This window comes from Verrucomicrobiota bacterium (assembly GCA_016200005.1).
Lineage (GTDB): Bacteria > Verrucomicrobiota > Verrucomicrobiia > Limisphaerales > PALSA-1396 > PALSA-1396.
Genome location: JACQFP010000055.1, coordinates 1 through 23,526 on the forward strand (window position 1 = coordinate 1; position 23,526 = coordinate 23,526).

General features: G+C 58.4%; 14 protein-coding genes. 6 read left to right on the plus strand and 8 right to left on the minus strand.

The window, feature by feature from the left end; genetic code table 11:
- Positions 1 to 116: 116 nt before the first annotated feature.
- From HY298_19655 to HY298_19675, 5 genes are all read right to left on the minus strand, one after another.
- Complete coding sequence (locus tag HY298_19655; GenBank protein MBI3852479.1) at positions 117 to 980, minus strand: hypothetical protein; 864 nt, start codon at positions 978 to 980, stop codon at positions 117 to 119.
- Positions 981 to 1,259: 279 nt separating this feature from the next.
- Positions 1,260 to 1,748: a DoxX family protein gene (locus HY298_19660; GenBank protein ID MBI3852480.1), complete on the minus strand. Its 489-nt coding sequence runs from the start codon at positions 1,746 to 1,748 to the stop codon at positions 1,260 to 1,262.
- On the minus strand, positions 1,745 to 2,173 hold the full coding sequence (locus HY298_19665) for a rhodanese-like domain-containing protein (protein ID MBI3852481.1): 429 nt from the start codon (positions 2,171 to 2,173) through the stop codon (positions 1,745 to 1,747). The genes HY298_19660 and HY298_19665 overlap by 4 nt, the downstream gene beginning before the upstream one ends.
- Positions 2,174 to 2,391: 218 nt before the next feature.
- The gene (locus HY298_19670) at positions 2,392 to 3,456 is read right to left on the minus strand and encodes a DUF1573 domain-containing protein (protein MBI3852482.1); all 1,065 of its coding nucleotides are present in this window, start codon (positions 3,454 to 3,456) and stop codon (positions 2,392 to 2,394) included.
- Between the two features lie 200 nt (positions 3,457 to 3,656).
- Positions 3,657 to 4,628 (minus strand): quinone oxidoreductase, encoded by a 972-nt coding sequence (locus HY298_19675; protein MBI3852483.1) that lies wholly within the window; start codon positions 4,626 to 4,628, stop codon positions 3,657 to 3,659.
- A gap of 317 nt (positions 4,629 to 4,945) precedes the next feature.
- On the opposite strand from HY298_19675, the gene HY298_19680 reads away from it, so the two are divergent.
- From HY298_19680 to HY298_19705, 6 genes are all read left to right on the plus strand, one after another.
- Positions 4,946 to 6,076: a DUF5009 domain-containing protein gene (locus HY298_19680; GenBank protein ID MBI3852484.1), complete on the plus strand. Its 1,131-nt coding sequence runs from the start codon at positions 4,946 to 4,948 to the stop codon at positions 6,074 to 6,076.
- 96 nt (positions 6,077 to 6,172) lie between these two features.
- Positions 6,173 to 7,363: a DUF362 domain-containing protein gene (locus HY298_19685; GenBank protein ID MBI3852485.1), complete on the plus strand. Its 1,191-nt coding sequence runs from the start codon at positions 6,173 to 6,175 to the stop codon at positions 7,361 to 7,363.
- Between the two features lie 167 nt (positions 7,364 to 7,530).
- Positions 7,531 to 10,680 (plus strand): hypothetical protein, encoded by a 3,150-nt coding sequence (locus tag HY298_19690; GenBank protein ID MBI3852486.1) that lies wholly within the window; start codon positions 7,531 to 7,533, stop codon positions 10,678 to 10,680.
- A 75-nt stretch (positions 10,681 to 10,755) separates the two neighbouring features.
- A complete protein-coding gene (locus HY298_19695) occupies positions 10,756 to 11,871 on the plus strand; it encodes a cellulase family glycosylhydrolase (protein ID MBI3852487.1) in 1,116 nt (371 codons plus the stop codon).
- A 5-nt stretch (positions 11,872 to 11,876) separates the two neighbouring features.
- Positions 11,877 to 13,808, plus strand: a complete 1,932-nt coding sequence (locus HY298_19700) for a heparinase II/III family protein (protein MBI3852488.1) — start codon at positions 11,877 to 11,879, stop codon at positions 13,806 to 13,808.
- Positions 13,802 to 16,999, plus strand: coding sequence for a c-type cytochrome (locus HY298_19705; protein ID MBI3852489.1), 3,198 nt, complete (start codon positions 13,802 to 13,804; stop codon positions 16,997 to 16,999). The genes HY298_19700 and HY298_19705 overlap by 7 nt, the downstream gene beginning before the upstream one ends.
- A 1,172-nt stretch (positions 17,000 to 18,171) precedes the next feature.
- Here HY298_19705 and HY298_19710 read toward each other — a convergent pair.
- The 3 genes from HY298_19710 to HY298_19720 all read right to left on the minus strand — a co-directional run bounded on the left by HY298_19710 (position 18,172) and on the right by HY298_19720 (position 23,472).
- On the minus strand, positions 18,172 to 19,251 hold the full coding sequence (locus tag HY298_19710) for a formylglycine-generating enzyme family protein (protein ID MBI3852490.1): 1,080 nt from the start codon (positions 19,249 to 19,251) through the stop codon (positions 18,172 to 18,174).
- A 72-nt stretch (positions 19,252 to 19,323) separates the two neighbouring features.
- Entirely contained in the window at positions 19,324 to 20,763 is a 1,440-nt protein-coding gene (locus HY298_19715; GenBank protein ID MBI3852491.1) for a S8 family serine peptidase, read from the minus strand.
- Between the two features lie 186 nt (positions 20,764 to 20,949).
- Complete coding sequence (locus tag HY298_19720; protein MBI3852492.1) at positions 20,950 to 23,472, minus strand: FG-GAP repeat protein; 2,523 nt, start codon at positions 23,470 to 23,472, stop codon at positions 20,950 to 20,952.
- Positions 23,473 to 23,526: the final 54 nt, after the last annotated feature.

Consider the following 23,526-nt stretch of genomic DNA (forward strand, 5'->3'; position numbering starts at 1 on the left):
CGTTGCTCCGACTCGTCTCGGCCCTGCTCCAGGAAACCAGTGAAGTCTGGGAAACCGGAAAAGTTTACCTCAACATGGAATGCCAAACCTAGCCCTCAGTTTGATGCTCAACAAATTTACAGAAAAAGAATTGCGCCGCCCGTGTAATTTGACGCGATGACGATCAGGCCGTTGTTGTAATGGTGAAAGCTCCGTCGACTTTTGTGGTGCTTCAGAGAGTCGATGATGTCTCCGTTAACTGCTGAGTTGCGAACTTCGTAGCGGAGGTTCAAGTCGAACAGACGCCAACCATAATCCTTGAACGCTTTAAACAGGTCGCCAGCGTTAACGAGGAAATAGCAGTAATCACGGGCGTGCAGAACGCCTGAATCTGGGATTCGCCAATCCAACTGAATCTGGTCCGTTGCGCGCGACGCACCAACAATGAATTCGTCAACGAGATCGTCGACCTGCTGAAGGAGGATTCGAACGTTCTTCTTCTCGTACTCCTTTTTCACCTCGCGGAAGCCATCCTCTGCGCGGTCGTTTAGCCGTCCAAATACGATTAGCAAGAAAGTCAGCGAGAAATCTTCTTGATGGCGGTCAGCGGCGATGAGCGAGTAGAGGTGCCGCACGCGATCGTTCACCGTGAGCTTTGAGTCTCCGATCAGGTACCGAAGCGCGTCGCGAGCATCGTTGAGCACGTTTGGGCCAAAAGATCTGATCTTCTCAGGGTGAGCTTCCAGCCAATCCCTCTCCGGGATCTTGCATTGAGCGACATGATAAAGTTTGTCTTTGGTGGAGTAGAAATCAATTCCGCAATCGTGCTTGCCAGCCGTTCTGTGCGTGGTGGCAGCACTCCCAAGGGCGTACTTGGTCATGCAATAGTCTTCAAACGCAGCATGAAAGTCGCCCAGTTCCGGTTTCTCGTCGCGGAGCTCTTCAAGATGTTTCGACAAAAGCTCCGTTCCCAGTTTGATCTGCTCGGGGTCTAGCGTCATGGGTAATCACTTAACAAACAAATCATGATACATCAAGATTGGTTGGAGCCATGAGATTTTTCCCCTCACTACGGCCACAACAATTCAACTCGCCGCTCTTTGGCAATCACTTCCGTCGAGACGCCGAATTTTGGCGCGGTGCACATGACGATGTAGTCGAGCGCGCTCGTATTCAATCCAATTCCGATCCATGACTGCAGTGATAGCTAAAGCAACAACACGGTTGCCCCGGTGGTCTTGCGCACCTCCAAGTCGCGGTGAGTCTGCGCGGGATTGAGCTCAGCTAAACAATGATGCGCGCAAGGCCATGCGGTGCTCGCGCCACCAGATCAGGAATAGCGCCGCCAGCGTCAACAACGTATTCTCGGCAAGCTTGCGACAGATGAACACTTCGCCAGCGCCGCAGCCGCAATCGAACTTGATGGCGCAAAATGGGAGGCCGCTGGTTTCATGCAGACCCATCGCGCGGTTCAGCACAACGATGGTGAAGGGCACGAGCATCGCCACGAGCATCAATGCAACGCCCCGCACGGCGACACCGGCGATCAGCAACAAACCGCAGAAGATTTCAAACCACGGCAGTCCGGCGGCGATCAAATTCAGCAGCAACGGCGTGTGCGTGAGGTCGTATTGACGGACCAGTTTCAAAAACTCCACCGGGTGCAGCGCCTTGCTCAGGCCCATGTAGATGAACAGTCCGCCGAGGATCAGGCGCGCCAACAGTGCCACCAACCAAACATTCCGCGATTTGGCCACCGTTGAATTCATCGCACTGCCTCCTTCATTACACGACTGCCGCGAGCGCCGAGTTCGACCGGCTCACCATGCTGTGTCCACTCGGCAATTCCGCCCGCGTAAACGAACAATCGGTCGGCGGGAACGCCCGATTGCGTCAACATGATGGCTGTGAACTCGCTGTCTTCGCACTCCCCGCCATTGCAATACACGACGATCTGCTCCGCGGACATGCAGGCGCCCAGGACTGCGGGCAGATACTTCTCCGGTCGATAGTGGTCCAGTTGATGCGCGCCCGGAATGTGCCCTTCCTGGAAGTGCTGGTCGTCGCGCGCATCCACGAAGAGCACCAGCCCAGAAGCGTATCGCGCATCATGCAAGAGAGAAACAACGTTGGTGTGCTCGATGATTTGAAGACCTTTGGAACGCAGTCGCGACGCGGCATCGTTCGTGGTCACGACTGAAGTTGTCGGAGTGTTGGTTAGTGTGACGGCGGCTACTCTGGGCATAACACCCCCAGGAAAATAATCTCGGTTCAGGGCCAGCCCGCGGGGCGAGAGCTGATTTGCCATCAGCGCAACCATACTGCCGCATAGAAGGACGAGCGCACCTTCAACCAAAACCCGTCGCCAGTCGCTCACGCGCGGTTCTGGTGAACTGGCTGCGGGGGGTTCCATCACTTTGTCGGCGCGGCGGCAGGAGCAGGAGCCGTCACCGGCGCCGGATAAAACGGCACGGTGACCACCGGCACCTGCGGATCGCTGGTATTGATCTTTAGTTCGGCGCGCTGGCCGGGCGGGAGTTGGAAGCCGGCGGGGAATTTCAACGCGACATTAAAGACATGGCCCGTCTGCCGTTCGCCAACCTGGACCGTGACATTGGTCAGGCTCACTGTGGGATCAGAGAGAGCAATGGGTGCGGTCTGGTTGTTCCAGATCGTCACATCATATTGCGCGGCTTTGGCGAGCGGTCCGGACTGCACCATCAATTGAGCGGGCGTGACGACGACTGGTTGCGGCACCATCGCAATCGCCGTGATCATGATGTTTGGCAGATTGGTGGAGGAAGACTTCGCCGTGATGGCGCCCTGCACGTTGCCGATTTTCAGAGGCGGCACGGTGGCAATCACAATCTCGAACTCCTTGCCCGGCGTGACTTCCTTCAAGGTGGCGGCGAAAGATGGATTGCCGCTTTGCAGGTCGGTGATTTCGAGAGGTTGGCCAGTCCTGTTGGTCACGCGTACCACGCGCACCTCATTCGTTTGCGGATTTGCTGGATTGAAGACAACGACGTTGGGCGCGACATCAATAGGCTTCCAGATTTCGCCTTTGATCTGCAGCACCACGGTGGGTTGCTTGGAATCGTTGCAAGTGACGGTGGCTGTTTTGATGACTGTGCCGCCGTAACTTGCGACGTTCAACTGAAGCGGAATCTTGCCTGTCTGGCCAGGTTCGACGCGCTTATCCCAAGCGCCGGCGGTCGTGCAACCGCAGCTAGGTTTCACGTCGATGATCTCCAACGTGGCGTTGCCTGTGTTGGTGAACACGAAGTCGGCACGAACAGGATTTCCATTGGACGACGTGCCGAAATCAAAGATCGTGGAGGCAAACTGTATCTTCGGCGCATTGGTCGTGGCAGTCGCGACGCTGGCGCCAGCGGGTGCAGGCGCCGCCGGGGATGGATCGGCGGCTTCGACAACCACGATCGTGGCTAAGAAAATCCCTGCACAAATAGTCTTCATGTTCATATCGGCGCTAAATGTAACTGAGCATCCAGAAAAATCGAGCGTTTTATTGTGCGCCTGAACGGCACGTGGCCACACGGATTCAACGTGGTGTTGGCGGGGGTGCTTCTAAGTAACTATGCAGACCGACGAACCCCTCCCCCTTACCCTCTCCCCATCGGATGGGGAGACGGGCGTGTTCAACTGCCTGGTTCCGGCTAAGGCAAGAGCACGGTCGAACCGGTGGTTTTGCGCGCTTCGAGGTCGCGATGTGCCTGTGCCGCTTCGCGCAACGGGTAAGTTTGGTTGATGGCAATCTTGACCGCCTTGCGCTTTACCACGGCAAACAGTTCGCGAGCCGCCCGCACCAGGTCCTCCCGTCGGTCGGTGTAATGAAACAAAGTCGGGCGCGTCAAAAACAATGAGCCTTTCTGCGAGAGAACGGCAGGGTTGAATGCGGCCACCGGCCCGGAAGCGTTTCCGAAACTCACCATCAGTCCGAGCGGCGACAGGCAATCAAGCGAATCCATAAATGTGTCTTTGCCGACTCCGTCATAGACCACCGGTACTCCCTTGCCCTTCGTGATTTCTTTCACGCTCTCGACGAACTTTTCTCTGGCTGTGACGATGACGTGTTTGCATCCGGCTTTCTTCGCAAGCGCAGCTTTCTCGTGGCTGCCGACGGTGCCGATTACAGTTGCGCCGAGATGTTTTGCCCATTGACAAAGAATCTGACCCACACCACCCGCCGCCGCGTGCACAAGAATCGTGTCTCCTTGCTTGACGTTGAAGGTGCGTCGGATGAGATACCACGCGGTCATGCCCTTGAGCATGATCGCCGCGGCGAGTTGATCGGCGATGCCAGCCGGTATTTTCACCAAGCGCTCCGCCGGACGCAACAGCACTTCGGCGTAGGCACCGATGGGGTTCGCGTAGGCAACACGGTCGCCGACCTTGAACTCTTTGACTCGCGGACCGACCGCTTCAACGACGCCTGCGCCCTCCATGCCGGGCGTAAACGGCAGCGGCACTGGATAAAGTCCGCTGCGATGATAGGTGTCGATGAAGTTGAGGCCGACGGCGGTGTTGCGCACAAGAGCTTCGCCCGGACCGGGCGTTCCAACCTGAACTTCTGCCCAGCGCATTTTTTCAGGGCCGCCGGTTTCGTGAATGTGGATTGCGTGAGGCATGGCTATTCTCCTCTGGACGTTTTAATTGAACTGAAAAGGTTCAGACTTGTCACAAGGACATGCTAATGGAACCGCAGCAAAGCTCAAGGTGCTTGCGCAGGCCAATTCGGAACAGACTTTAACTGCGCTTTTGCACTTCTACTTTCGATCAATTGCTTTAAAATTGTTTTTAGTGAAATCGTTCGTGTTCATTCTTCCGGCATCAACCCTCAATGGACGCAGCCCGGCAAACACTCCACGTTGTCATGAATGCTGACGCTGGTCCCAAAACCGCACCCCAACGTCTCGCCTCGCTCGACGCGTACCGCGGCTTGGTCATGTTTCTGATGATGGCGGAGGTGTTGCGATTTTGCGAGGTGTCGGCTGCTTTGCCTGCTTCCGGTTTCTGGAGATTTCTGTGTCACCATCAAAGCCACGTGCCGTGGGTTGGCTGTGCACTGCACGACCTCATTCAGCCGGGCTTTTATTTTCTCGTGGGCGCGGCGTTGCCGTTTTCCATCGCGAGCCGCCGCGCACGGGGACAACTGTTTCCGGCCATGTTCCGGCACGCCGTGATACGCTCACTGATCCTCATCGTTCTGGGCATGGCCGTGAACGCCATCCATGCGTGGAAGGAGTTTTTCAACTTAATCGACACACTCACCCAGATCGGTCTCGCCTACAGCTTTCTTTTCCTGCTGGGGTTCCGTCCGGTCCGCGATTGGTGGATCGCGCTCGGTGTGATCTTAACCGGCTATTGGCTCTTCTTCGCGCTTTACCCTGTGCCCGGGGCTGATTTCGATTACGGGAGGGTGGGCGTCACACAGGAATGGCTGGGTCAATTCGGGGTGACGGGCTTCGCCGCGCACTGGATGAAAAACTCCAACGTCGCTTGGGCGTTTGACACCTGGTTTCTAAACCTGTTTCCGCGCGGTGGCCCGTTCGCTTACTACGTAAATGGGCTTACGACACTCAATTTTATTCCGACCATTGGCACGATGATACTTGGCCTGATCTCCGGCCACGTGTTGCGAAGCGAACGTAGTCCGTGGGAAAAGGTTCGCTGGTTTGTGGTGGCGGGCGTCGTCGGCTTGTCAAGCGGTTGGGGATTGGGCGCGTTGGGTGTTTGCCCCGTCGTGAAAGCGATCTGGACGCCAAGCTGGGTGCTCTTCAGTGGCGGTTGGTGCTTTCTGTTCCTGGCGGCGTTTTATTTGGTGGTGGATATTTGGGGACAGAAGCGCGCGGCGTTCCCATTGGTCGTCATCGGCATGAATTCAATCGCGGCTTACTGCGGTACCCATGTCTATCAGGCTTGGGCGTTCGGCGCCCTTTACAGAGTGTTTGGTCGGGGGATCTTCAAACTGTTCGGCGACACCTACGAACCTGTCGTTTACGGCGTCGCGGTGCTTCTACTGTTCGAACTGGGCCTGTATCTGATGTATCGGCGAAAAATGTTCTTGCGAATCTAGGCCAGCCCGACCAACTCATTTCTTCGAAATGGCAACGGCTGCAAAAAACGCTCGCCAACCAAATTCGGAATGTCATATTGAACAGCGGAAATTCCTATGAAACCGAAACGTTGTGATCGCCGAACTTTCCTGCGCTGGAGCACCACCCTCGCAGTCGGAGTGCCGATGGCTTTCAAGCTCGGCGACCGGATTTTCGCGACTGAACGGCCCGTCACCGGCCTTCTCTCGCCGCTCACTCCAACGAGGGCCAACGCCAAAGTCGCCATCGTGAACTGCCGATCGTACGGAGCGGAGGTTGGACGCGCTTTGCAGCAGAGTTTTGACCTGCTTGGTGGCATCGGTTCGCTCGTCAAAAACAAAACGGTCACGGTGAAGCTCAATCTCACCGGCACGGATTTCACGCCCTACCTCAACCGTCCCGTCGGCGAAACCTACATGACGCATTACTCGACAGCGGCGGCGCTCGCTTCATTGCTCTTCGCCGCGGGCGCCAAGCGCGTGAGGTTTGTGGAATCCACCCAGAGCCGTTCGGAGTTGGAAGGCACATTGTCGTTGGCGGATTGGGACGTGAATGCGTTGCGGGCGCTGGGGAAGGTTGAATTTGAGAACACCCGGAACCTCGGCAGCGCCAAGCGCTATTCTCATGTTAAGGTTCCCACTGGCGGTTACCTGTTCTCTTCTTTCGAATTCAACCATGCCTACGAGGAAACTGACGTGATGGTTTCGCTGGCCAAACTCAAGAACCACATCACGGCCGGTGTGACGCTTTCGATGAAAAACCTCTTCGGCGTCACGCCAAACTCGTTGTACGGCGACCAGGCCGGCAACGAAGAAGCCACTGCTGGTCGCGGGCCACTCCACAACCCCAAAGGTTTTGAGAAAATCAAACTACCCGGATTGAAGGACGGGATTTCTGAGACTGACCCGACCTACCGCGTTCCGCATATCGTGGCGGACATTTGCGCAGCTCGGCCCATTCATCTCTCGATCATTGACGGCATCACCTCGATGAGCGGCGGCGAAGGGCCGTGGTGCCGGGATGCGGCGGAATTGAAGTTGACGACACCCGGCGTGCTCATCGTTGGGTTGAATCCCGTTTCGACGGACGCGGTTGGCACGGCAGTGATGGGTTATGCGAATCCGCGCGCGGCGCGCGGCACCAAACCGTTCCACTTTTGCGACAATCATCTCTTGCTCGCGGAGCAAGCCGGAGTGGGCACCGCCGACCTCGCGCAAATCGACGTGCGCGGGATTCCGATCGACAAGGCACGGTATCCTTACAGTTGAGACGAGCTTCTCCAGAAGCTTAGCGGCCAAAGGCCAAGCCAACCGACTGCCGACGTCAATGAACCAGACCCGAGCGTCACTGGTTCGAGTTCCTTTCCCCTGATGAGCCTGGTTTGACTTTGATTTGAGTCAAGGTCATGAGTTGCGGCTGCCCTGACTATCACCCCATGAAAACTCCGGACGGCTGTTCCAGATCGTCGGCCCTGATTCATCCACTGCTCGCGTTGCTTGTCTGCCTTTTCGGAATTCAGGCGCGCGCCATTGATTCATCTGCCGTGAAGAAACTCTTCGCAAATCCGCCACGCGAATACAGCACCGGTCCGCTCTGGGTCTGGAACGATCTGCTCACTGAACGGGAAATCCGCGACACCATGCGCGATCTCGCCAGCCAGAAAGTCAAACAGGTGTTCGTCCATCCGCGTCCCGGTTTGATGACGCCTTACCTGTCAAAAGACTGGTTCCGGCTGTGGAAAGTGGCTCTCGACGAAGCGAAACAACTCGACATGAATGTCTGGATTTACGACGAGAATTCCTATCCGTCGGGGTTCGCGGGCGGACTGGTGCCGGAGGCCATGCCGGAATCGCGCGGGCGTGGATTGATTTTGAAAGAGGCCAAATCACCGCCGCCTTGGGCCGATAATCTCATCGTGGTTTACCGCGTCGAGGGTGACGTTTCGGAAAACGTCACCGCCAAAATAAAAGCGGGCGAGGCGCTGCCCGAGGCGCGTTACCTCGTCGCATCCGAAGCGCGCGCCGCCAACTCACCGTGGCACGGCAATCGGAGTTATGTAAATCTGCTCTCGCCCGGCGTGACGGAGAAGTTTCTCGACATCACGATGGAGGCCTATCGGCGCGAGATTGGCGACCAATTCGGCCAGCGCGTTCCTGGTGTCTTTACCGATGAGCCGAACATCCGGCCAGCCGGCGGCTTGCCGTGGAGCGAGATTCTGCCGCAGGAATTCCAAAAGCGCTGGGGCTACAACCTCCTTGACCATCTGCCGAGCCTGACGCAGCCCATCGGTGACTGGCGGAAGATTCGGCACAATTACTATCAGGTCCTCAACGAACAGTTCATCGAGCACTGGTCCAAGCCGTATCACGATTACTGCGAGAAGCACGGCCTCGAATGGACCGGTCATTACTGGGACCACGAGTGGCCAAACTGCGTTGGCGTGCCGGACAACATGGCGATGTATGCCTGGCACCAACGCCCCGCCATCGACAGTTTGATGAATCAATACGCTGAGAACACGCACGCCCAATTCGGCAATGCGCGCATGGTCAGGGAACTCTCCAGTGTGGCCAACCAACTCGGTCAAAAGCGGACGCTCTGCGAAGTCTATGGCGCTGGCGGTTGGGACTTGCGGTTCGAGGACATGAAACGCATCGGCGACTGGCTCGCCGTGCTTGGCGTCAATACCTTCGACGAGCACCTTTCCTACGTCACCATTCGCGGTGCGCGAAAGCGCGACCATCCGCAATCGTTTTCATATCACGAACCGTGGTGGGAGGCGTATCACGTCTCTGCCGGCTACTTCGCCCGGCTCTCGGCGGCGCTCTCGCAAGGTCAACAAATCAATCGCGTGCTGATCATTGAGCCGACGACGACCGCGTGGATGTACCAAGGCGATCAGGCGCGGTTGAAGGAAATCGGTGATTCGTTTTTCCAGTTCTTGATGACCCTCGAAGCCGCTCAAGTCGAATATGACCTCGGCTCCGAGGACGTGATCGCCCGGCACGGCGCAGTCGAAGGGCAGGAGTTAAGAGTCGGCAAGCGGCGTTACCACACCGTTGTTTTGCCACCGATGATGAATCCACTCTCCACGCTTACGCCGCCGGTGAAGTTGAATCTGAACCGCCGAACGATGACGTTGCTGCATGACTTCGTAGTGGCACGAGGCTCGGTGCTGGACTGCGCTAAAGGGGTGGAGTGCATCGACGGTCAACGCGCGGACGCCGCACACTTTCCGGAGCTGCAGGTGATGCTGAACCAGAGCTGGAAGCGGGTCGAACCTGCCGCACTCCCTGAAATGTTATTGGCCTCGACGAAGGCCGACGGTTTCGCCATCACCCGAAAACCCGAAGACAAAGGCATTCTCTTCCACATGCGGCGACAACTCGACGATGGTGAGTTGTTATTCCTCGTCAACACCAGCATTGAATCACCCACCGCCGGCACGATTGAGTCACGCGGAAAGGGAATTGAACAATTGGATTTGGAAACCGGCACCACGAAGCCTTTCGCTTTTCGAGTCGATAAGGACGGCGTCCGCTCTGTGTTCAACCTTCCACCCTGCGGAAGTCTCCTACTGTTCCTGTCGAATAAACCGCGCCCACCGAAGCCGGAGATTGCCGCCCACGCGACGATGATCGCAGCCAGTGGTTCGCCTGAAATCCAGCGCGTGGAGCCGAATGTCTTGACATTGGACTACGTGGACATCACGGCCGGCGGCGAGACGCAAACGAATGTTTACTTCTATCAGGCCAACCGATTCGCCTTTTACAAAAACGGCATGGAGCGAAATCCGTGGGATAGCGCCGTGCAATTCCGCGACGAGCTGATTAAAAGAACTTTCCCAGCAGACAGCGGCTTCACGGCGAACTATCGCTTTATGATTCAAGAGAAAGTTCCGGCGTCGCTGTTCATCGTCATCGAACGCCCGGACCTTTACGGCATCTCCTGCAACGGCAAACGCATCTCGGCAAAGAAAGACGCATGGTGGCTGGACAAATCGTTTGGCCGGATCGACCTCGCCTCGGCGGCGCGCGTTGGGGAGAACGTGGTGACGATTAAAGCCAGTCCGTTCACAATTTGGCACGAACTGGAACCGGCCTATGTACTCGGAGATTTTACCCTCAAGGCGGTGGAAAATGGATTTGTTATCACGCCGGAATCTGTACTGCATCTGGGTCGGTGGAATGACCAAGGCCATCCCTTCTACAGCGCCGGCGTTGGCTACCGCGAGCAGTTCAAGGTGGACGCTCTCGCCAACAAGTATTTTGTCACGCTGAGCGACTGGTATGGCAGTGTCGCCAAAGTGCTCGTCAACGGAAAACCGGCGGGCTACATCACCCACGCACCGTGGCAGTGTGACGTTACAAAATGGGTCAAGCGCGGCAACAACAACATCGACGTGATTGTCATCGGCACGCTGAAGAACACGCTGGGGCCGCATCACGGAAAGCCGGCCCTCGGCAGCGCGTGGCCCGGCTCGTTCCAACGCGGCCCGAATCCTGGCCCGCCGCCGGGCGACAATTATTCGACAGTCGGCTATGGATTATTCAAGCCGTTTGGCTTGAAGGCCAACCCCCGCTGATCTCACAAGCTGTCGTTACGATGGGATCGACTTCGCGTGGTGACTGACCGATCCTACGCCCTGATGACACCAGACATGAACACCAAGCACTTGACCCGGCGACAGTTTCTCCGCTCGACCGCGGTGGCTCTGGCTGGTTGCGCTACGGCGATGTCGGCGGCAGATCTTTCAAGCGCGTCCGGGCAAAAGAAAGTGCTTCCGACACCCACGGCATCGCGTTTGCCGCGCTGGCGCGGCTTCAACCTCTTGGAAAAATTCATCGCCCAGCCGGGAGGCAATCCACCCTATCGCGAATCTGATTTCGAGTGGATTGCGGAACTGGGTTTCGATTTTGTCCGCCTCCCGATGTCCTACCTATGCTGGAGTGATCCCACTGACTGGTTGAAGCTGCGTGACGAAGAACTCAAGCACGTTGATCAGACCGTCGAGTTCGGACGCAAACACGGTGTGCACGTGAACCTGAACTTTCACCGCGCGCCGGGCTACTGCGTCAATCCGCCCAAGGAGCCGCTCAGTTTGTGGAATGATGAGAAGGCGCTGGAGGCTTGCGCCTTTCATTGGGCGCACTTTGCGAAACGCTTCAAAGGCATTCCCAATTCCCAGGTGACTTTCGATCTCCTCAACGAGCCGGGAGAAGTTCCTCAAGCAACTTACACCCGCGTCGTCAAGCGGCTCGTCGAAGCAATCCGCGCCGAAGATCCGGAGCGCCTGATCATCGCGGACGGCTTGAGTTGGGGCACGAAGCCCGTCGCCACTCTTGCCGAATTTCGCATCGCCCAAAGCACGCGTGGCTATGGGCCAACGCGCATCAGTCATTGGAAAGCGGGTTGGATGTCCGGCTCGGATCAATGGCCCGAACCAACGTGGCCGCTCACAATCAAATCAGGCAACGTGTGGGACAAGGAGCGTCTCCATCGGGAATACATCGAGCCGTGGAAAGCGCTTGAGGGCCGGGGCGTCGGCGTTCACGTCGGCGAGTGGGGCGCGTTCCAGCACACACCGCACAAGGTCGTGCTCGCCTGGATGCGCGACTGGCTTGAGTTGTGGCAGGAAGCCGGCTGGGGTTGGGCGCTATGGAATTTTCGCGGGTCGTTTGGCATTCTTGACAGCAATCGCGCAGACGTCGCCTACGAACATTGGCGCGGTCACAAGCTTGATCGCCAGATGCTGGAACTCATCCAGGCGCACTGAACGCAATGACGCGATCAACCATCAACGTCAGCGATGGGACAATGCGGATGCGAACCAGAATGCACCGACTCGTGTTTACGGTTTTGGCGATCATGGGGATTGCGGGCCAACCATCTTCAGGTGCAGAACCTCAATCCAGCCCCATCCCGGTCCCCGAGCCGAATGCGATTCTCGCCAGGCTGCAACCGGAACATCCTCGCTTGCTGGCCACGACGAAGGATTTCACGCGCTTAAAACAACAAATTGCAACGAACGCCCAGGCCAAAGCGTGGCACGATGCGCTTCAGCGCGATGCGGAGAAGATCCTTGCGGACCCGCCGTCGCGCTACGAAATCCCGGACGGTCTCCGTTTGCTGGCAACGAGCCGTCGTGTGCTTCAACGAATTCAGACCCTCGGCTTGCTTTATCGGTTGGACGGAGATCGACGTTACATCGAGCGCGCTTGGAAGGAACTGGACGCCGCCGCCAGTTTTCCAGATTGGAATCCGCGCCACTTTCTCGACACGGCCGAGATGACCCACGCCTTTGCCATCGGTTACGACTGGCTCTTCGACGCGTGGTCGCCTGACGAGCGCGCCACGCTCCGCACGGCAATGGTTGAAAAAGGAATCAAGCTGGCACTGAAAATCCATCGCAATAAAAGCGGCTGGACGCGCGCGCGGCACAACTGGAACCAGGTTTGTAATGGTGGCATCGGCATGGGCGCGCTGGCACTGGCCGACGTGGAACCGGAATTGGCGGGTGAGTTTTTACATTCTGCATCGGAGTCGCTGCAAATTCCCATGGCCGAATTTGCACCCGATGGCGCGTGGAGCGAAGGGCCGGGTTACTGGAATTATGCCACCAGTTACAACGTGACGTTCCTCGCGGCGATGGAGACAGCGCTCGGCACGGATTTCGGACTGTCGGCAATGCCCGGCTTCGCTGACGCCGGTATGTTTCCGATCCACCTGACGGGCCCGCTGGGGCGCACCTTCAATTACGCCGACGGTGGCGATGGCACCATTCGCGCGCCGCAAATGTTCTGGCTGGCTCGAAGGTTCAGCCGACCGGAATACGCAGCGTATCAGCGCGCCGTCGCCGCTCCCCATCCGCTGGACTTGCTCTGGTTCACCGCCGCCAGCTCGGCCCAACCCGCCACGATGATGCCGTTGAACAAGTATTTTCGTGGCGCCGAAGTGGTGACGTTTCGCAGCGCGTGGGACAACCGAAACGCTGTATTTGTCGGCTTCAAAGCCGGCGATAACAAGGTCAATCACAGCCATCTTGATCTCGGCACATTTGTCCTCGATGCCTTGGGCGTGCGCTGGGCGCTTGATCTCGGTGCCGACAACTACAACCTTCCGGGTTACTTCGGTGTACAACGCCGGACTTACTACCGCCTCCGCGCCGAAGGTCACAACACCATCGTCATCAATCCGGGCGGCGAGCTGGACCAAGCGGCTTCTGCTGTCGGACGAATGATCAAGTTTGAATCGAAACCCGACCGTGCAGTCGCCGTGGCCGATCTCACCGCCGCGTATGCGCGCTCCGCTTCGCGAGCACAACGTGGAGTCGCTTTGCTAAAGCAGAAGCAAGTGCTGGTGCAAGATGAAGTTGAAGCCGCAAAGCCCGCCGTGATTTTCTGGTTCATGCACACGGCTGCGCAGATCACCCTCAGCCCTGATGGGACACTGGCGACGTTAACCCAAGGCAAGGCACGCTTGCTGGCGCGATTACTTTCTCCGGGATCCGCTCGCTTCGAAATCATGAAGGCAGAACCGTTGCCCGACTCACCACATCCCGAAAGGCAGGCGACCAATGAGGGCGTGCGCAAACTGGCAGTCCATTTCGTGAATGTGGAGACAGTTCGCGTTGCTGTTTTGCTCACGCCCTTGCGCGAGGGCGAAACTGATGCAGACGCCCAAGCGGAGGTTTGGCCGCTGGCGAAATGGTAGCCACGTATATCAACCGTTTTTCGGCTGCACACAGTCTTGATAAGAACAAGGCGGAGGCGCAGCAAACCGTCACAGAGCTTGACCGAAATCAATTTCGCCTCGGCCTGACTGAGCCAAGCTGGAGCATGACCTTGAAAGGCGCATTGCATTCTGAATGGATAATGTGTGGCAACTGCAGGTTCGTCGTAACGCTGTCGATTCTTCTCTTGTCGTTCGCCGTGGAGGCGCAAGTTCCCGAATGGATCTGGCACGACGAACAGGGCGCAGCCCCTCAACCCAGCGACGTTCGATTCTTTCGCAAGCAATTTAACGTCGGGTTCAAGGCGCAGAAGGTTGAGCTCACAGCCAGCGGCGACGATGAGATCACCGTCTATCTGAACGGCAAGGAGGTGGCGAACAGTTCAGATTGGAAAAAGCCGGTGACCGTCGAGGTCACGGGCGCCATGCGTGAAGGGAACAACGCGCTCGCCGTGCGCGGCAAAAACCGCACCGCCGATACAGCCGCCGTCGTCGTCAAACTCGAGGTCCGGTCACCGAACATGTCCGCGATGTTTGTAGTGACGGACAGATCGTGGTTGAGTTCGCCGGTCGTGACGAATGGTTGGGAAACTCCTGAGTTTGCGACTGCGGGATGGACGCATGCCGTCAGCCTCGGGAAAATGGGAGTCGCACCGTGGGGTGAGGTGTTCAAGCCGCCGTTGGCGACACCGGCGGAATCGTTGACGGTTTTGCCGGGATTCAAAGCTGAACTACTCAAGTCCGCCTCTTCGCGTGAAGGTTCGTGGATTTGTATGACGGCGGACAACCTCGGTCGGTTGATCATTTCGCCGGAAAAGGACGAAGCCCCGTTGCTGCGCATTACGTTGACAGCGGAGGGAAAGATCGCAAAGACGGAAACAATTCCGACGCCGGTGCGCGCGGCGATGGGTTTGCTCTACGCGCACGACAGTCTTTATCTCAATGGCCACGGCCCGCAAGGCGTCGGGTTGTATCGGCTCATCGACAAGAACCAAAACGACCAGTTCGATGCCGACGAAGTCACCTTGTTGAAAAATTTCGATGGCGACACTGAACATGGCTATCACGCAGTTGTGCTGGGTCCGGACGGAATGATTTACGTGATGAACGGCAACCACACCAAAGTTCCGCCCGGAGTGGCGCCGGATTCGCCCTACCAGAATTACGCCGAGGATCTGCTCCTACCACGCCAATGGGACGCTCGAGGCCACGCGAAGGGAGTGTTGGCGCCCGGCGGCTATGTTTTGCGCACGGATGCCGAAGGAAAAAAGTGGGAGTTGCTCTACGGAGGATTTCGGAACACCTACGACTTCGATTTCTCGCCGGATGGTGAGATGTTCACCTTCGACAGCGACATGGAATGGGACGTCGGCGCACCGTGGTATCGGCCGACGCGCATCCTGCACTGCGTCATCGGCGGCGAATACGGCTGGCGTTCCGGCACCGGGAAGTGGCCGGTCTATTATCCCGACAGTTTACCGAGCGTGGTTGATCTGGGACTCAGCTCGCCCACGGGAGTGAAGTTCGGAACGCACAGCAATTTCCCGCAGAAATATCGTGAGGCAATGTTTGCCGCCGACTGGGCTTATGGAAAAATCTTTGCCGTCCACCTCCAACCGCGCGGGGCAAGCTATACCGGCACATTCGAAACATTCTTGAGCGGAAAACCGCTGGCCGTCGTCGATCTCGAGTTTGGTCACGACGGTGCGATGTATTTCATTGTGGGTGGTTGGAAGATTCAATCCGGCCTCTACCGCGTCAGCTATGTCGGCGACCCGGTCGGATCTCAGCCCATCGCGTCGGAAACCAAAACAAAAAACCGAACGGAAGATAAGCTTGCCGCCGAACAACGCGCCATCCGACACCGGCTCGAATCATTCCACGGGAAAAGAAACGCCGACGCGATTGATTTCGCCTGGCCGTACTTGAACAGCGACGACCGTTGGCTTCGCTACGCCGCGCGGGTGGCCATCGAGTCGCAGGACGTTTCCCTGTGGCAGAAGCGCGCGCTGGAAGAAACTCGCGTCAACGCGTCCATCACCGCGTTGCTCGCGTTGGCACGCCGGGGCGATCGAAGTCAGCAAGACGGCCTGCTCCAGAGTCTTGCCCGCCTCCGACGTGAACCGCTCACCGAGGCGCAAGCCTTGGAAGCGTTGCGCGTGCTGGAACTTTGCTTCATCCGCATGGGCAGACCGGATGACGAAAATGCCGGTGCAGTCATCAAGGCGCTCTCTCGATTTTATTCGGCGCAAAGCGAATCGCAGAATCGCGAGCTTTGTCAGTTGCTGGTTTACCTCGAAGCGCCGGAGGCGATCACCAAGACGCTGGCGTTGATGGCCGCGGCACCGACCCAGGAGGAACAGATGCACTACGCGTTCGCGTTGCGCAACGCGAAGAGCGGTTGGACCGCGGAGCAACGCCGCGTTTACTTCAGTTGGTTTAACAAGGCCCTGCGCGAATACAAGGGCGGCGCCAGTTTTGCTCCTTACCTCGTCAACATCCGCCAGGATGCCATAGAGAAACTTACCGAAACTGAGCGCGCCGAACTCGCCTCCATTCTGGAAGATCGCAGGCCGGTGACCGTCACCATTCCGCCGCGTCAATTCGTAAGAGAATGGACGATGGCCGATCTTGAACCGCTGCTGCCGCAAGCGGGCGAAGGACGTTCATTCACGAAAGGCAAGGAAGCGTTCACCGCGGGTCAGTGTGTGCTCTGCCATCGCGCCGGAAACGAAGGCGGCGCCATCGGGCCGGACCTCACCGGCGTTGCAAGCCGGTTTGGCCGGCGCGATTTGCTGGATAACATTCTGTTGCCGTCGAAAGTCATTTCCGATCGCTACCAGAGTTTCGTCATCACCAAGCGCGACGGCGAAGACGTCAGCGGCTGCATCACGGAGGAAACCGACGAGAAGCTGGTTCTGATCGTGAACCCACTAGAGCAGCAGCGCGTTGAAGTGTTGAAGAAGGACATCCAATCGCGCCAGGTTTCCAAACTCTCGCAAATGCCGGAGGGCCTGCTCAATGGTTTTCAAAAGGAGGAAATCCTCGACCTGCTCGCCTATCTTGAATCAAACGGCCGGGCCGAGTCGCCGGCGTTCACCGCATTAAGTCAGTCGCCCGGTTCGATTTCCGAACCGCCAAGCCGCGAATCTCCTCCAAACAATCTCCGATAGAAGATGGGCGGAAGTCGCCCTGCAGATCCACAGCGGATTGGATTGCGACGTGTGGTTCAAGGACATGGACATTTCAGTCGATAAAGACGGAACGATGCAAGTGCTTCGGGGAGCGCGCCCGCCCCGGGCGCAGCCGAGGACGCCCTCGTCGTCGGCATTGGTCTGGGGACGAGTGAACGATTTTGTGGAATCGCCGTACGAAGCGTTCGGCGCGAGGGCGCGACCAACTGCAGCCGAGGCGGCTGCGCTCCCCAGACGCTGCGCGACTTCCGTTTTGGCTGGTGCGCGTTCGGGATTCATTTCCGGGTAAAAACCATGCTCGACTGGGATTTGCGTTCAGAATAGTGTCGGCTCATGAAGAAAGATAGACGGAAGAAGCCGGTGTCCATGTACTGTTATGCGTAGGTTTCGACTTCGTATCGTGATCACCATCGGTTTGGTGATTACTGCGCTTTACAGCGGGACATTTACCGTATGGTGGTTACGGTGTCCACGGACAGTTTATGATGTGCAAGGACAAAAAGTTCAGGTAGTCGAAAGCCACGGTAGTAGCATTCCTCTCAGCAGCGAATTCTTATGGCTTCCGGCCTGGTGGGTCTTACAGCACGTGTGCGGATATCATCCTATCAGTTTTGCCCCCACGATAAACGGCGACATAGTTTATTGGGCCAGAAATCCACCCGCCGAGTGGCGGCACCAGTGAATGCTGCACTCGAGGTTACAACAGCCACATAATACAAGGATAAGCGGAACTCGTTTGCTCGTGCCGGCTACTTTTCCGCTTTGAACGCCGAGTGCTCGGCGGGCACATTATCGTGCATGTCAATGGTCACAAGACCGCTGGTTCACTCACAACACCGCGCCAGGCTTTGCAGATGGTCAATTGAACGCTCCGCCTGTTCCAGAGCGATTTCATCTGGTCGGTGGACGGATTTCGGTCTGAACCGGAGGCAACGTAACGCCGCTTTTCGAGTCGGCAACGCGCCGGTTCGAAAACCGTCGTTACTCGGCCGTTTTACTCACGGGCTGGGGCTGCGCAGGCGGAAGAATTTGGTGACGCCGGTGATGGGCACTTGCACGCTGCGCTCGGTCGGGCCGACGTTTCTCGAACGGGAAAAACTTCGCGCTACTCCCAATCTCAATGCGGAACACAATTCTTGCCGCGGCTCGAATTACGGCTGACCCGGGGCCAGCACAACCCGGAAACCGTTGTAGTTGTCCCCGCTGCCCGGGGCATCGGCGCCCCGGTACGCGGAGCGGCAGAACCTGGCGCGGTTGTACCAGGCGCCGCCGCGAACCACGCGGTTCACGCCCGCAGCAGGCCCTTGCGGGTCAGCGGCAGTCCCGGCGGGATACGCGCCACGCCAGTCCTGACACCACTCCCAAACGTTCCCAATCATGTCGTACAATCCCCAGCCGTTCGCTGCATAGCTCCCAACCGGCGTCGTTTGTTGGAGGTAAATGCCGCCGGGGATGTCAATAGTGCCCACAGACGCTTCGTATTCGTATTGGCCATCCAAGTTCGCCTGGCCCGAGTACAAACCACTCCCCAGGTAAAACGCCGTCGTCGTCCCCGCTCGGGCAGCATACTCCCACTCCGATTCCGTCGGCAATCGGTACGCATAGTTCGTGGGAATCAGACCCCCAGCCCGCTCTTGCTGCGTCCGCAGCGTGCAATAGTTAGTCGCATCAAGCCAACTCACTGTCTCCACCGGACGAGTCAAATCATCGGAATATCCGTTGGCCGACGTGAAATAACTCGGATTCGTCGCCATGAGTGAAAGATAATCTCCTTGGGTCACCAGATACTTCCCCATCCAAAACCCACGACTGATCGTCACCAGATGCTGAACCTCGTCCGAAACCCGCTCAGCCTCGTTCGTCGGGCTGCCCATTGTGAACGTGCCCGGTTGGATGAACACCAGGTTGGTGTCGGCCGGTGCAGGAACGGATACGGCGCGATAAAACCGCTGCTCCGTCGAGGAGGCTGACGGATCAGACCAAACATTGCTGCCACCCTGTGCTTGGAGCAGCGTCCGATCAGTCCAATGGCTCGTGGGGGAAAGGTTGGTGGCGTATTGAATCGAGTAAACGGTCCCCAAGGTTCCTGTGAGGCTCAGGGTTGGCTGGCCCGAGGAAAATCGCAGCCCAAGACTGGGCTGGGGTTGAGCAGTGGCTCGTGGCGCTATCGCCCAAGCGGTCAGGAACAACACGGAGATTACTTGGCCAACCAGAATGCTTCGTCTTTTCATATTCATCATGTATGCGGTCCCGGGTCTGCCGCGCTGTGACTTGAATGTCTTTATGGAACTCCCGAATCCATTTCACTTGGTGGTCACGGAGATTGTTGTCGCAATTCCAAGATTCAAAGCCGCGTCAAGGGCGCGCGCAGAGATTTTGTAATTCACTCCCGGTTTGCTGTCGGTCTTGAAACTGAAAGCATAGGGCGCGCTGGAGTCCGTGGCCGTCAATACACCATTGAGATAGAAGTCCACTTTGGTGACGCCAACATTGTCCGAGGCCGTCGCAGTGACCGTCAGCGTGGTGCGCTTCGGCACCGTTGCTCCATTGGCTGGGCTGGAGATAACAACGGCCGGCGCAGTGATGTCACCTGCTGGCGGGAGTCCTACTTCGTCGAAGGCATAAAGCAGGTGATTGTTTTCCGTGCCCGCCAGTTTCACGACGTTCTTGGTCGTGAATGCGTATAGCGCGTCTCGCACTCCGCGCGCGTCTGCCGACGGAGTTCCTTCCAAGTAAAGCGCCGCTCTCCCGGAACTGAACGCGGTCGCCGCGGAGGTGCCGGATTGCACCACGTAGCTGAAATCATTGCTGTGCGAGGCAGCAGGAATGTTGATTCCTGGCGCAAACCAATCGATGCACGAGCCGTAGGTGGAATACTCCCTCGTGTCGCTGGCATTGCTGCCTGCTGTCGCCATGACCCCATCGACCGTCGTAAAAAGCCAGAGACACGAATCATCGTCGCCGTTGCCGGCGGCGACGGCAGTAGCGACTCCTGAGTTGACCATCGCTTGGACGGCCGTCAGAACCGAGGTGGCGGCCACGGTCAACGACATATTCGCAACAGCGGGCGAGACGTGATGCGCTGTCACCCAATCCACGCCAGCGAGAATCGAACTGGCCGTCCCGGTCCCGCTGCAATCGAACACGCGAACTGACACGAGATTCACCTGCTTCGCGACTCCGTAATTCAGCCCACCGATGATCCCCGCGACCCACGTTCCGTGTCCGATGCAATCCGATCCGTCCCCGCCAAACGCATCGAAGCCGAAGCTTGCGCGCTCGGAAACCTCCTGATGAGAATAGCGTATTCCTGTGTCAATGACATAGACGGTGACTCCCGCTCCGAGCCGATCATAAGAATAAAGGCCATCCAACGGCAGGTTTCGCTGGTTGATTCGGTCCAATCCCCAAGCGGTTGTCGTTTGCTGAACGGTTGCCTCGGCGGTGGGCAAAGCCTGCACGATCTCATCGGGCTCCACCACTGAGACTCGCGGGTCGCGTTGCAGCCTTTCGACCTGCGCGTCTGACAAGTTGCCTGCAAAGCCTCTGAGCGCGTGCTGGAAAAGACGCTTGGGCTTGATCCCGAGTTCGGCGGCGACGGTTCCAGCATCGACGTTCGGCTTCAGCGTCACGATGAATTGGCCGGGGATGATTCTCGGCGCGTCGGGTTCAGCGTCGGCAATAAAGGCGGCGGCAACGAGCGCAGTCGCGAGGAGGGTGATGAAGGCGTATCTTGGTGTCATAAAACGAAATGGTTTTGGTTTTCTTGTTCGATCTTAAGTTCAAAAGTGCGTTATTCGGGCACGGAGATGTAATCGCACGCGGCGCGAAAATCTTTCACGGAAAATGGGGGGACGTAACGCCGACTTTCCAGGCGGCGGGAACAGGCCGGTTGGAAAATCGGCGGTACGATTCAGCCAGCGCGTTTCTTACGGCTGGGCGGTGCGGTAGAAGGCGGCGCCGGGCAGCGGAGCGGTTTCGTGATATTCGATGAGGCCGGAGGCAGGCGTGGTGTTCGTGGCAATGGCAGACCAGGGGCCGGTCACGCTGGGAGCGCGCTGCAAACGGTAGGTGATATCCGGTGCGCCGGTGAACCGGAGAAAGTAACCGCTGCTGCCATCGGGCACGAGTGCGAGCCGGGGGCCGATGCCCACGCCGGTCAAGACGTAGGCCGCACCTGCGTATGAGGCGCTATTGTTACTCTGGTCGCCGTTCACGCCGGTGGCGTTGCTGTCTTCCCAAATCGCTCCGACCACCACCGTGCCGCCCGACACTGCCACCGAATTGCCGAACCGGTCACCGGCCCACCCATCCGTTGCCCCGCCGGTGTTGGAGGCTTTGAGATACGCTTGCTCACTCCATGTCGTCCCGCTACGCACGAAGACGTAGGCCGCTCCGGAGTTTGTGGCGCTGTTGTCGCCCTGGTTTCCGTTCACACCGGTGGCGTTGCTGTCCTCGTGATACGCTCCGACCACCACCGTGTCGCCCGATATTGCCACCTGGTCGCCGAACAAGTCATCCGCCCCGGTGTTAGCAGCTTTGAGGTAGGCCTGCTGGGTCCAGGTTGTCCCGTTGCGCACGAAGACGTAAGCTGCGCCGGAGCTTGCGGCGCTGTTGTTGCTCTGGTTACCGTTCACACCGGTGGCGTTGCTGGACTCGACCGGAGCCCCGACCACCACCGTGTCGCCTGACAGTGCCACCGACTGGCCGAAATAGTCACCCGCGTCGGTGTTGGAGGCTTTGAGATAGGCCTGCTGGGTCCAAGTTGTCCCGTTGCGCACGAAAACGTAAGCTGCGCCGGAGCTAGCGGCGCTGTTGTCGCTCTGGTTTCCGTTCACCCCGGTGGCGGCGCTAGCCTCGCCAGCCGCGCTGACCACCACCGTGTCGCCGGACACCGCTACCGAACCGCCGAAATGATCACCCCCGTCCGTGTTGGAGGCTTTGAGATAAGCTTGCTGGGTCCAGTTTGTTCCACTGCGCACGAAAACGTAAGCTGCGCCGGCGCCTGAGGCGCTGTTGTCGCTCTGGTTGCCGTTCACCCCGGTCGCATTGCTCTTCTCCCAACTCGCCCCGACCACCACCGTGTCGCCCGACATCGCTACTGAGTTGCCAAACCCATCGTACTGCCCCGTGTTGGAGGCCTTGAGATAAGCCTGTTGGCTCCAATTGGTCCCGCTGCGTACGAAGACGTAGGCCGCGCCGGAGTACGGGGCGCTGTTGTCGCTCTGGTTGCCGTTCACCCCGGTGGCGTTGCTGTCCTCTTGATACGCTCCAACCACCACTGTGTCACCCGACACCGCCACTGAGTTGCCAAACCCGTCATCTGCGTCGGTGTTGGAGGCTTTGAGGTAGGCCTGCTGAGTCCAAGTTGTCCCATTGCGCACGAAGACGTAAGCCGCGCCGGACTTTGGGGCGCTGTTGTCGCTACCATCGCCGTCCACTCCGGTGGCGCTGCTGTCCTCATAAACCGCTCCGATCACCACCGTGTCGCCCGACACCGCCACCGAACTGCCGAATTCGTCACCGTATCCGTATTGGGCATCGTATCCCGTGTTGGAGGCTTTGAGATAGGCTTGCTGGGCGATGGGGTCAATGGTCAGCGGGTAGCGCGCGCCGCGTTCGTCAATCACGAGGCGGAGCGCCGATTCGTCGGAGCGCGACTGTATCCAACGGACCAGTCGCAGCGGGTCGGCATCGTCGAGCGTGTAGCGGCTGGTGCTGCGCACACAGCCGCGCTCCTCTTCCACCGGTTCAAACCGCGCCGGAAGTTTCCGCCCGTCGGCGTCGAGCACGGTCAAGTCCGAGTAGGTCAGGGCCGCCGCGCCTTGAGCATCCACGAAGCGCACGCTGCGTCCATCCGCCTGCACTTTCGGGCGCAGTCCGCCACGCACCGACAGGAGAAAGTTGAGAGTTGAGGGTTGAGGGTTGAGCGAAGGCGCACTTCGGAGGGACGAGCTCTGCGAGTCCCCATCTTCCGAGGTTCGGGCCTCGCGTAACTCGGCCCTCCGATCGGTGGGCCGCTCGCGGACGGTGAAGCCGTGTTCCAAGCCGTACCGGTCGTTCACGAACCATTCCTGCAACGTCGCATCCCAATCGTACGTCACGCGCTGGCCGACGGAGTTCACGCGGGGTTTGCCGCTGACGGTGCGCTCGCTGCCGGCGAAACCGTAGCTCTGGAGTTCCAATCCCCATTGCCAGGCGGCGTCATTGGGCTTCGTAGTGAAGCCGCGGCCATCGAAGCGCGTCTGCCATTGCTGGCCGGGATTGCGCGCCTGATATCCGCCGTCCACGGGGACGGCGGCGTGGCGATGCTGCTCAAATTGCTGGCGGATGCTGAACCACTCCGGCGCGCTGAGGCCCTCGGGCACGGTGTCGGGGGAAGCGAGAGTTTGCGGGCGGCCCGATTGGGAGGGGGCGGCCCGGACTGTTGGCGAGAGGAGCGTCGCGAGCATCAGCGCAGCGGCGGTCTGTCGGAAGAGATTCGACACCTGCTTGCTCCTGGAGTC

Excerpts from the sequence above, each read along its gene's own strand:
- HY298_19685 (MBI3852485.1), top strand. The coding sequence starts at position 6,173 with ATGAAACCGAAACGTTGTGATCGCCGAACTTTCCTGCGCTGGAGCACC.
- HY298_19695 (MBI3852487.1), top strand. The coding sequence starts at position 10,756 with ATGAACACCAAGCACTTGACCCGGCGACAGTTTCTCCGCTCGACCGCG.
- HY298_19660 (MBI3852480.1), bottom strand. The coding sequence starts at position 1,748 with ATGAATTCAACGGTGGCCAAATCGCGGAATGTTTGGTTGGTGGCACTG.
- HY298_19675 (MBI3852483.1), bottom strand. The coding sequence starts at position 4,628 with ATGCCTCACGCAATCCACATTCACGAAACCGGCGGCCCTGAAAAAATG.
- HY298_19690 (MBI3852486.1), top strand. The coding sequence starts at position 7,531 with ATGAAAACTCCGGACGGCTGTTCCAGATCGTCGGCCCTGATTCATCCA.
- HY298_19700 (MBI3852488.1), top strand. The coding sequence starts at position 11,877 with ATGACGCGATCAACCATCAACGTCAGCGATGGGACAATGCGGATGCGA.
- HY298_19680 (MBI3852484.1), top strand. The coding sequence starts at position 4,946 with ATGTTTCTGATGATGGCGGAGGTGTTGCGATTTTGCGAGGTGTCGGCT.
- HY298_19715 (MBI3852491.1), bottom strand. The coding sequence starts at position 20,763 with ATGACACCAAGATACGCCTTCATCACCCTCCTCGCGACTGCGCTCGTT.
- HY298_19670 (MBI3852482.1), bottom strand. The coding sequence starts at position 3,456 with ATGAAGACTATTTGTGCAGGGATTTTCTTAGCCACGATCGTGGTTGTC.
- HY298_19655 (MBI3852479.1), bottom strand. The coding sequence starts at position 980 with ATGACGCTAGACCCCGAGCAGATCAAACTGGGAACGGAGCTTTTGTCG.
- HY298_19720 (MBI3852492.1), bottom strand. The coding sequence starts at position 23,472 with ATGCTCGCGACGCTCCTCTCGCCAACAGTCCGGGCCGCCCCCTCCCAA.
- HY298_19710 (MBI3852490.1), bottom strand. The coding sequence starts at position 19,251 with ATGAAAAGACGAAGCATTCTGGTTGGCCAAGTAATCTCCGTGTTGTTC.
- HY298_19705 (MBI3852489.1), top strand. The coding sequence starts at position 13,802 with ATGGTAGCCACGTATATCAACCGTTTTTCGGCTGCACACAGTCTTGAT.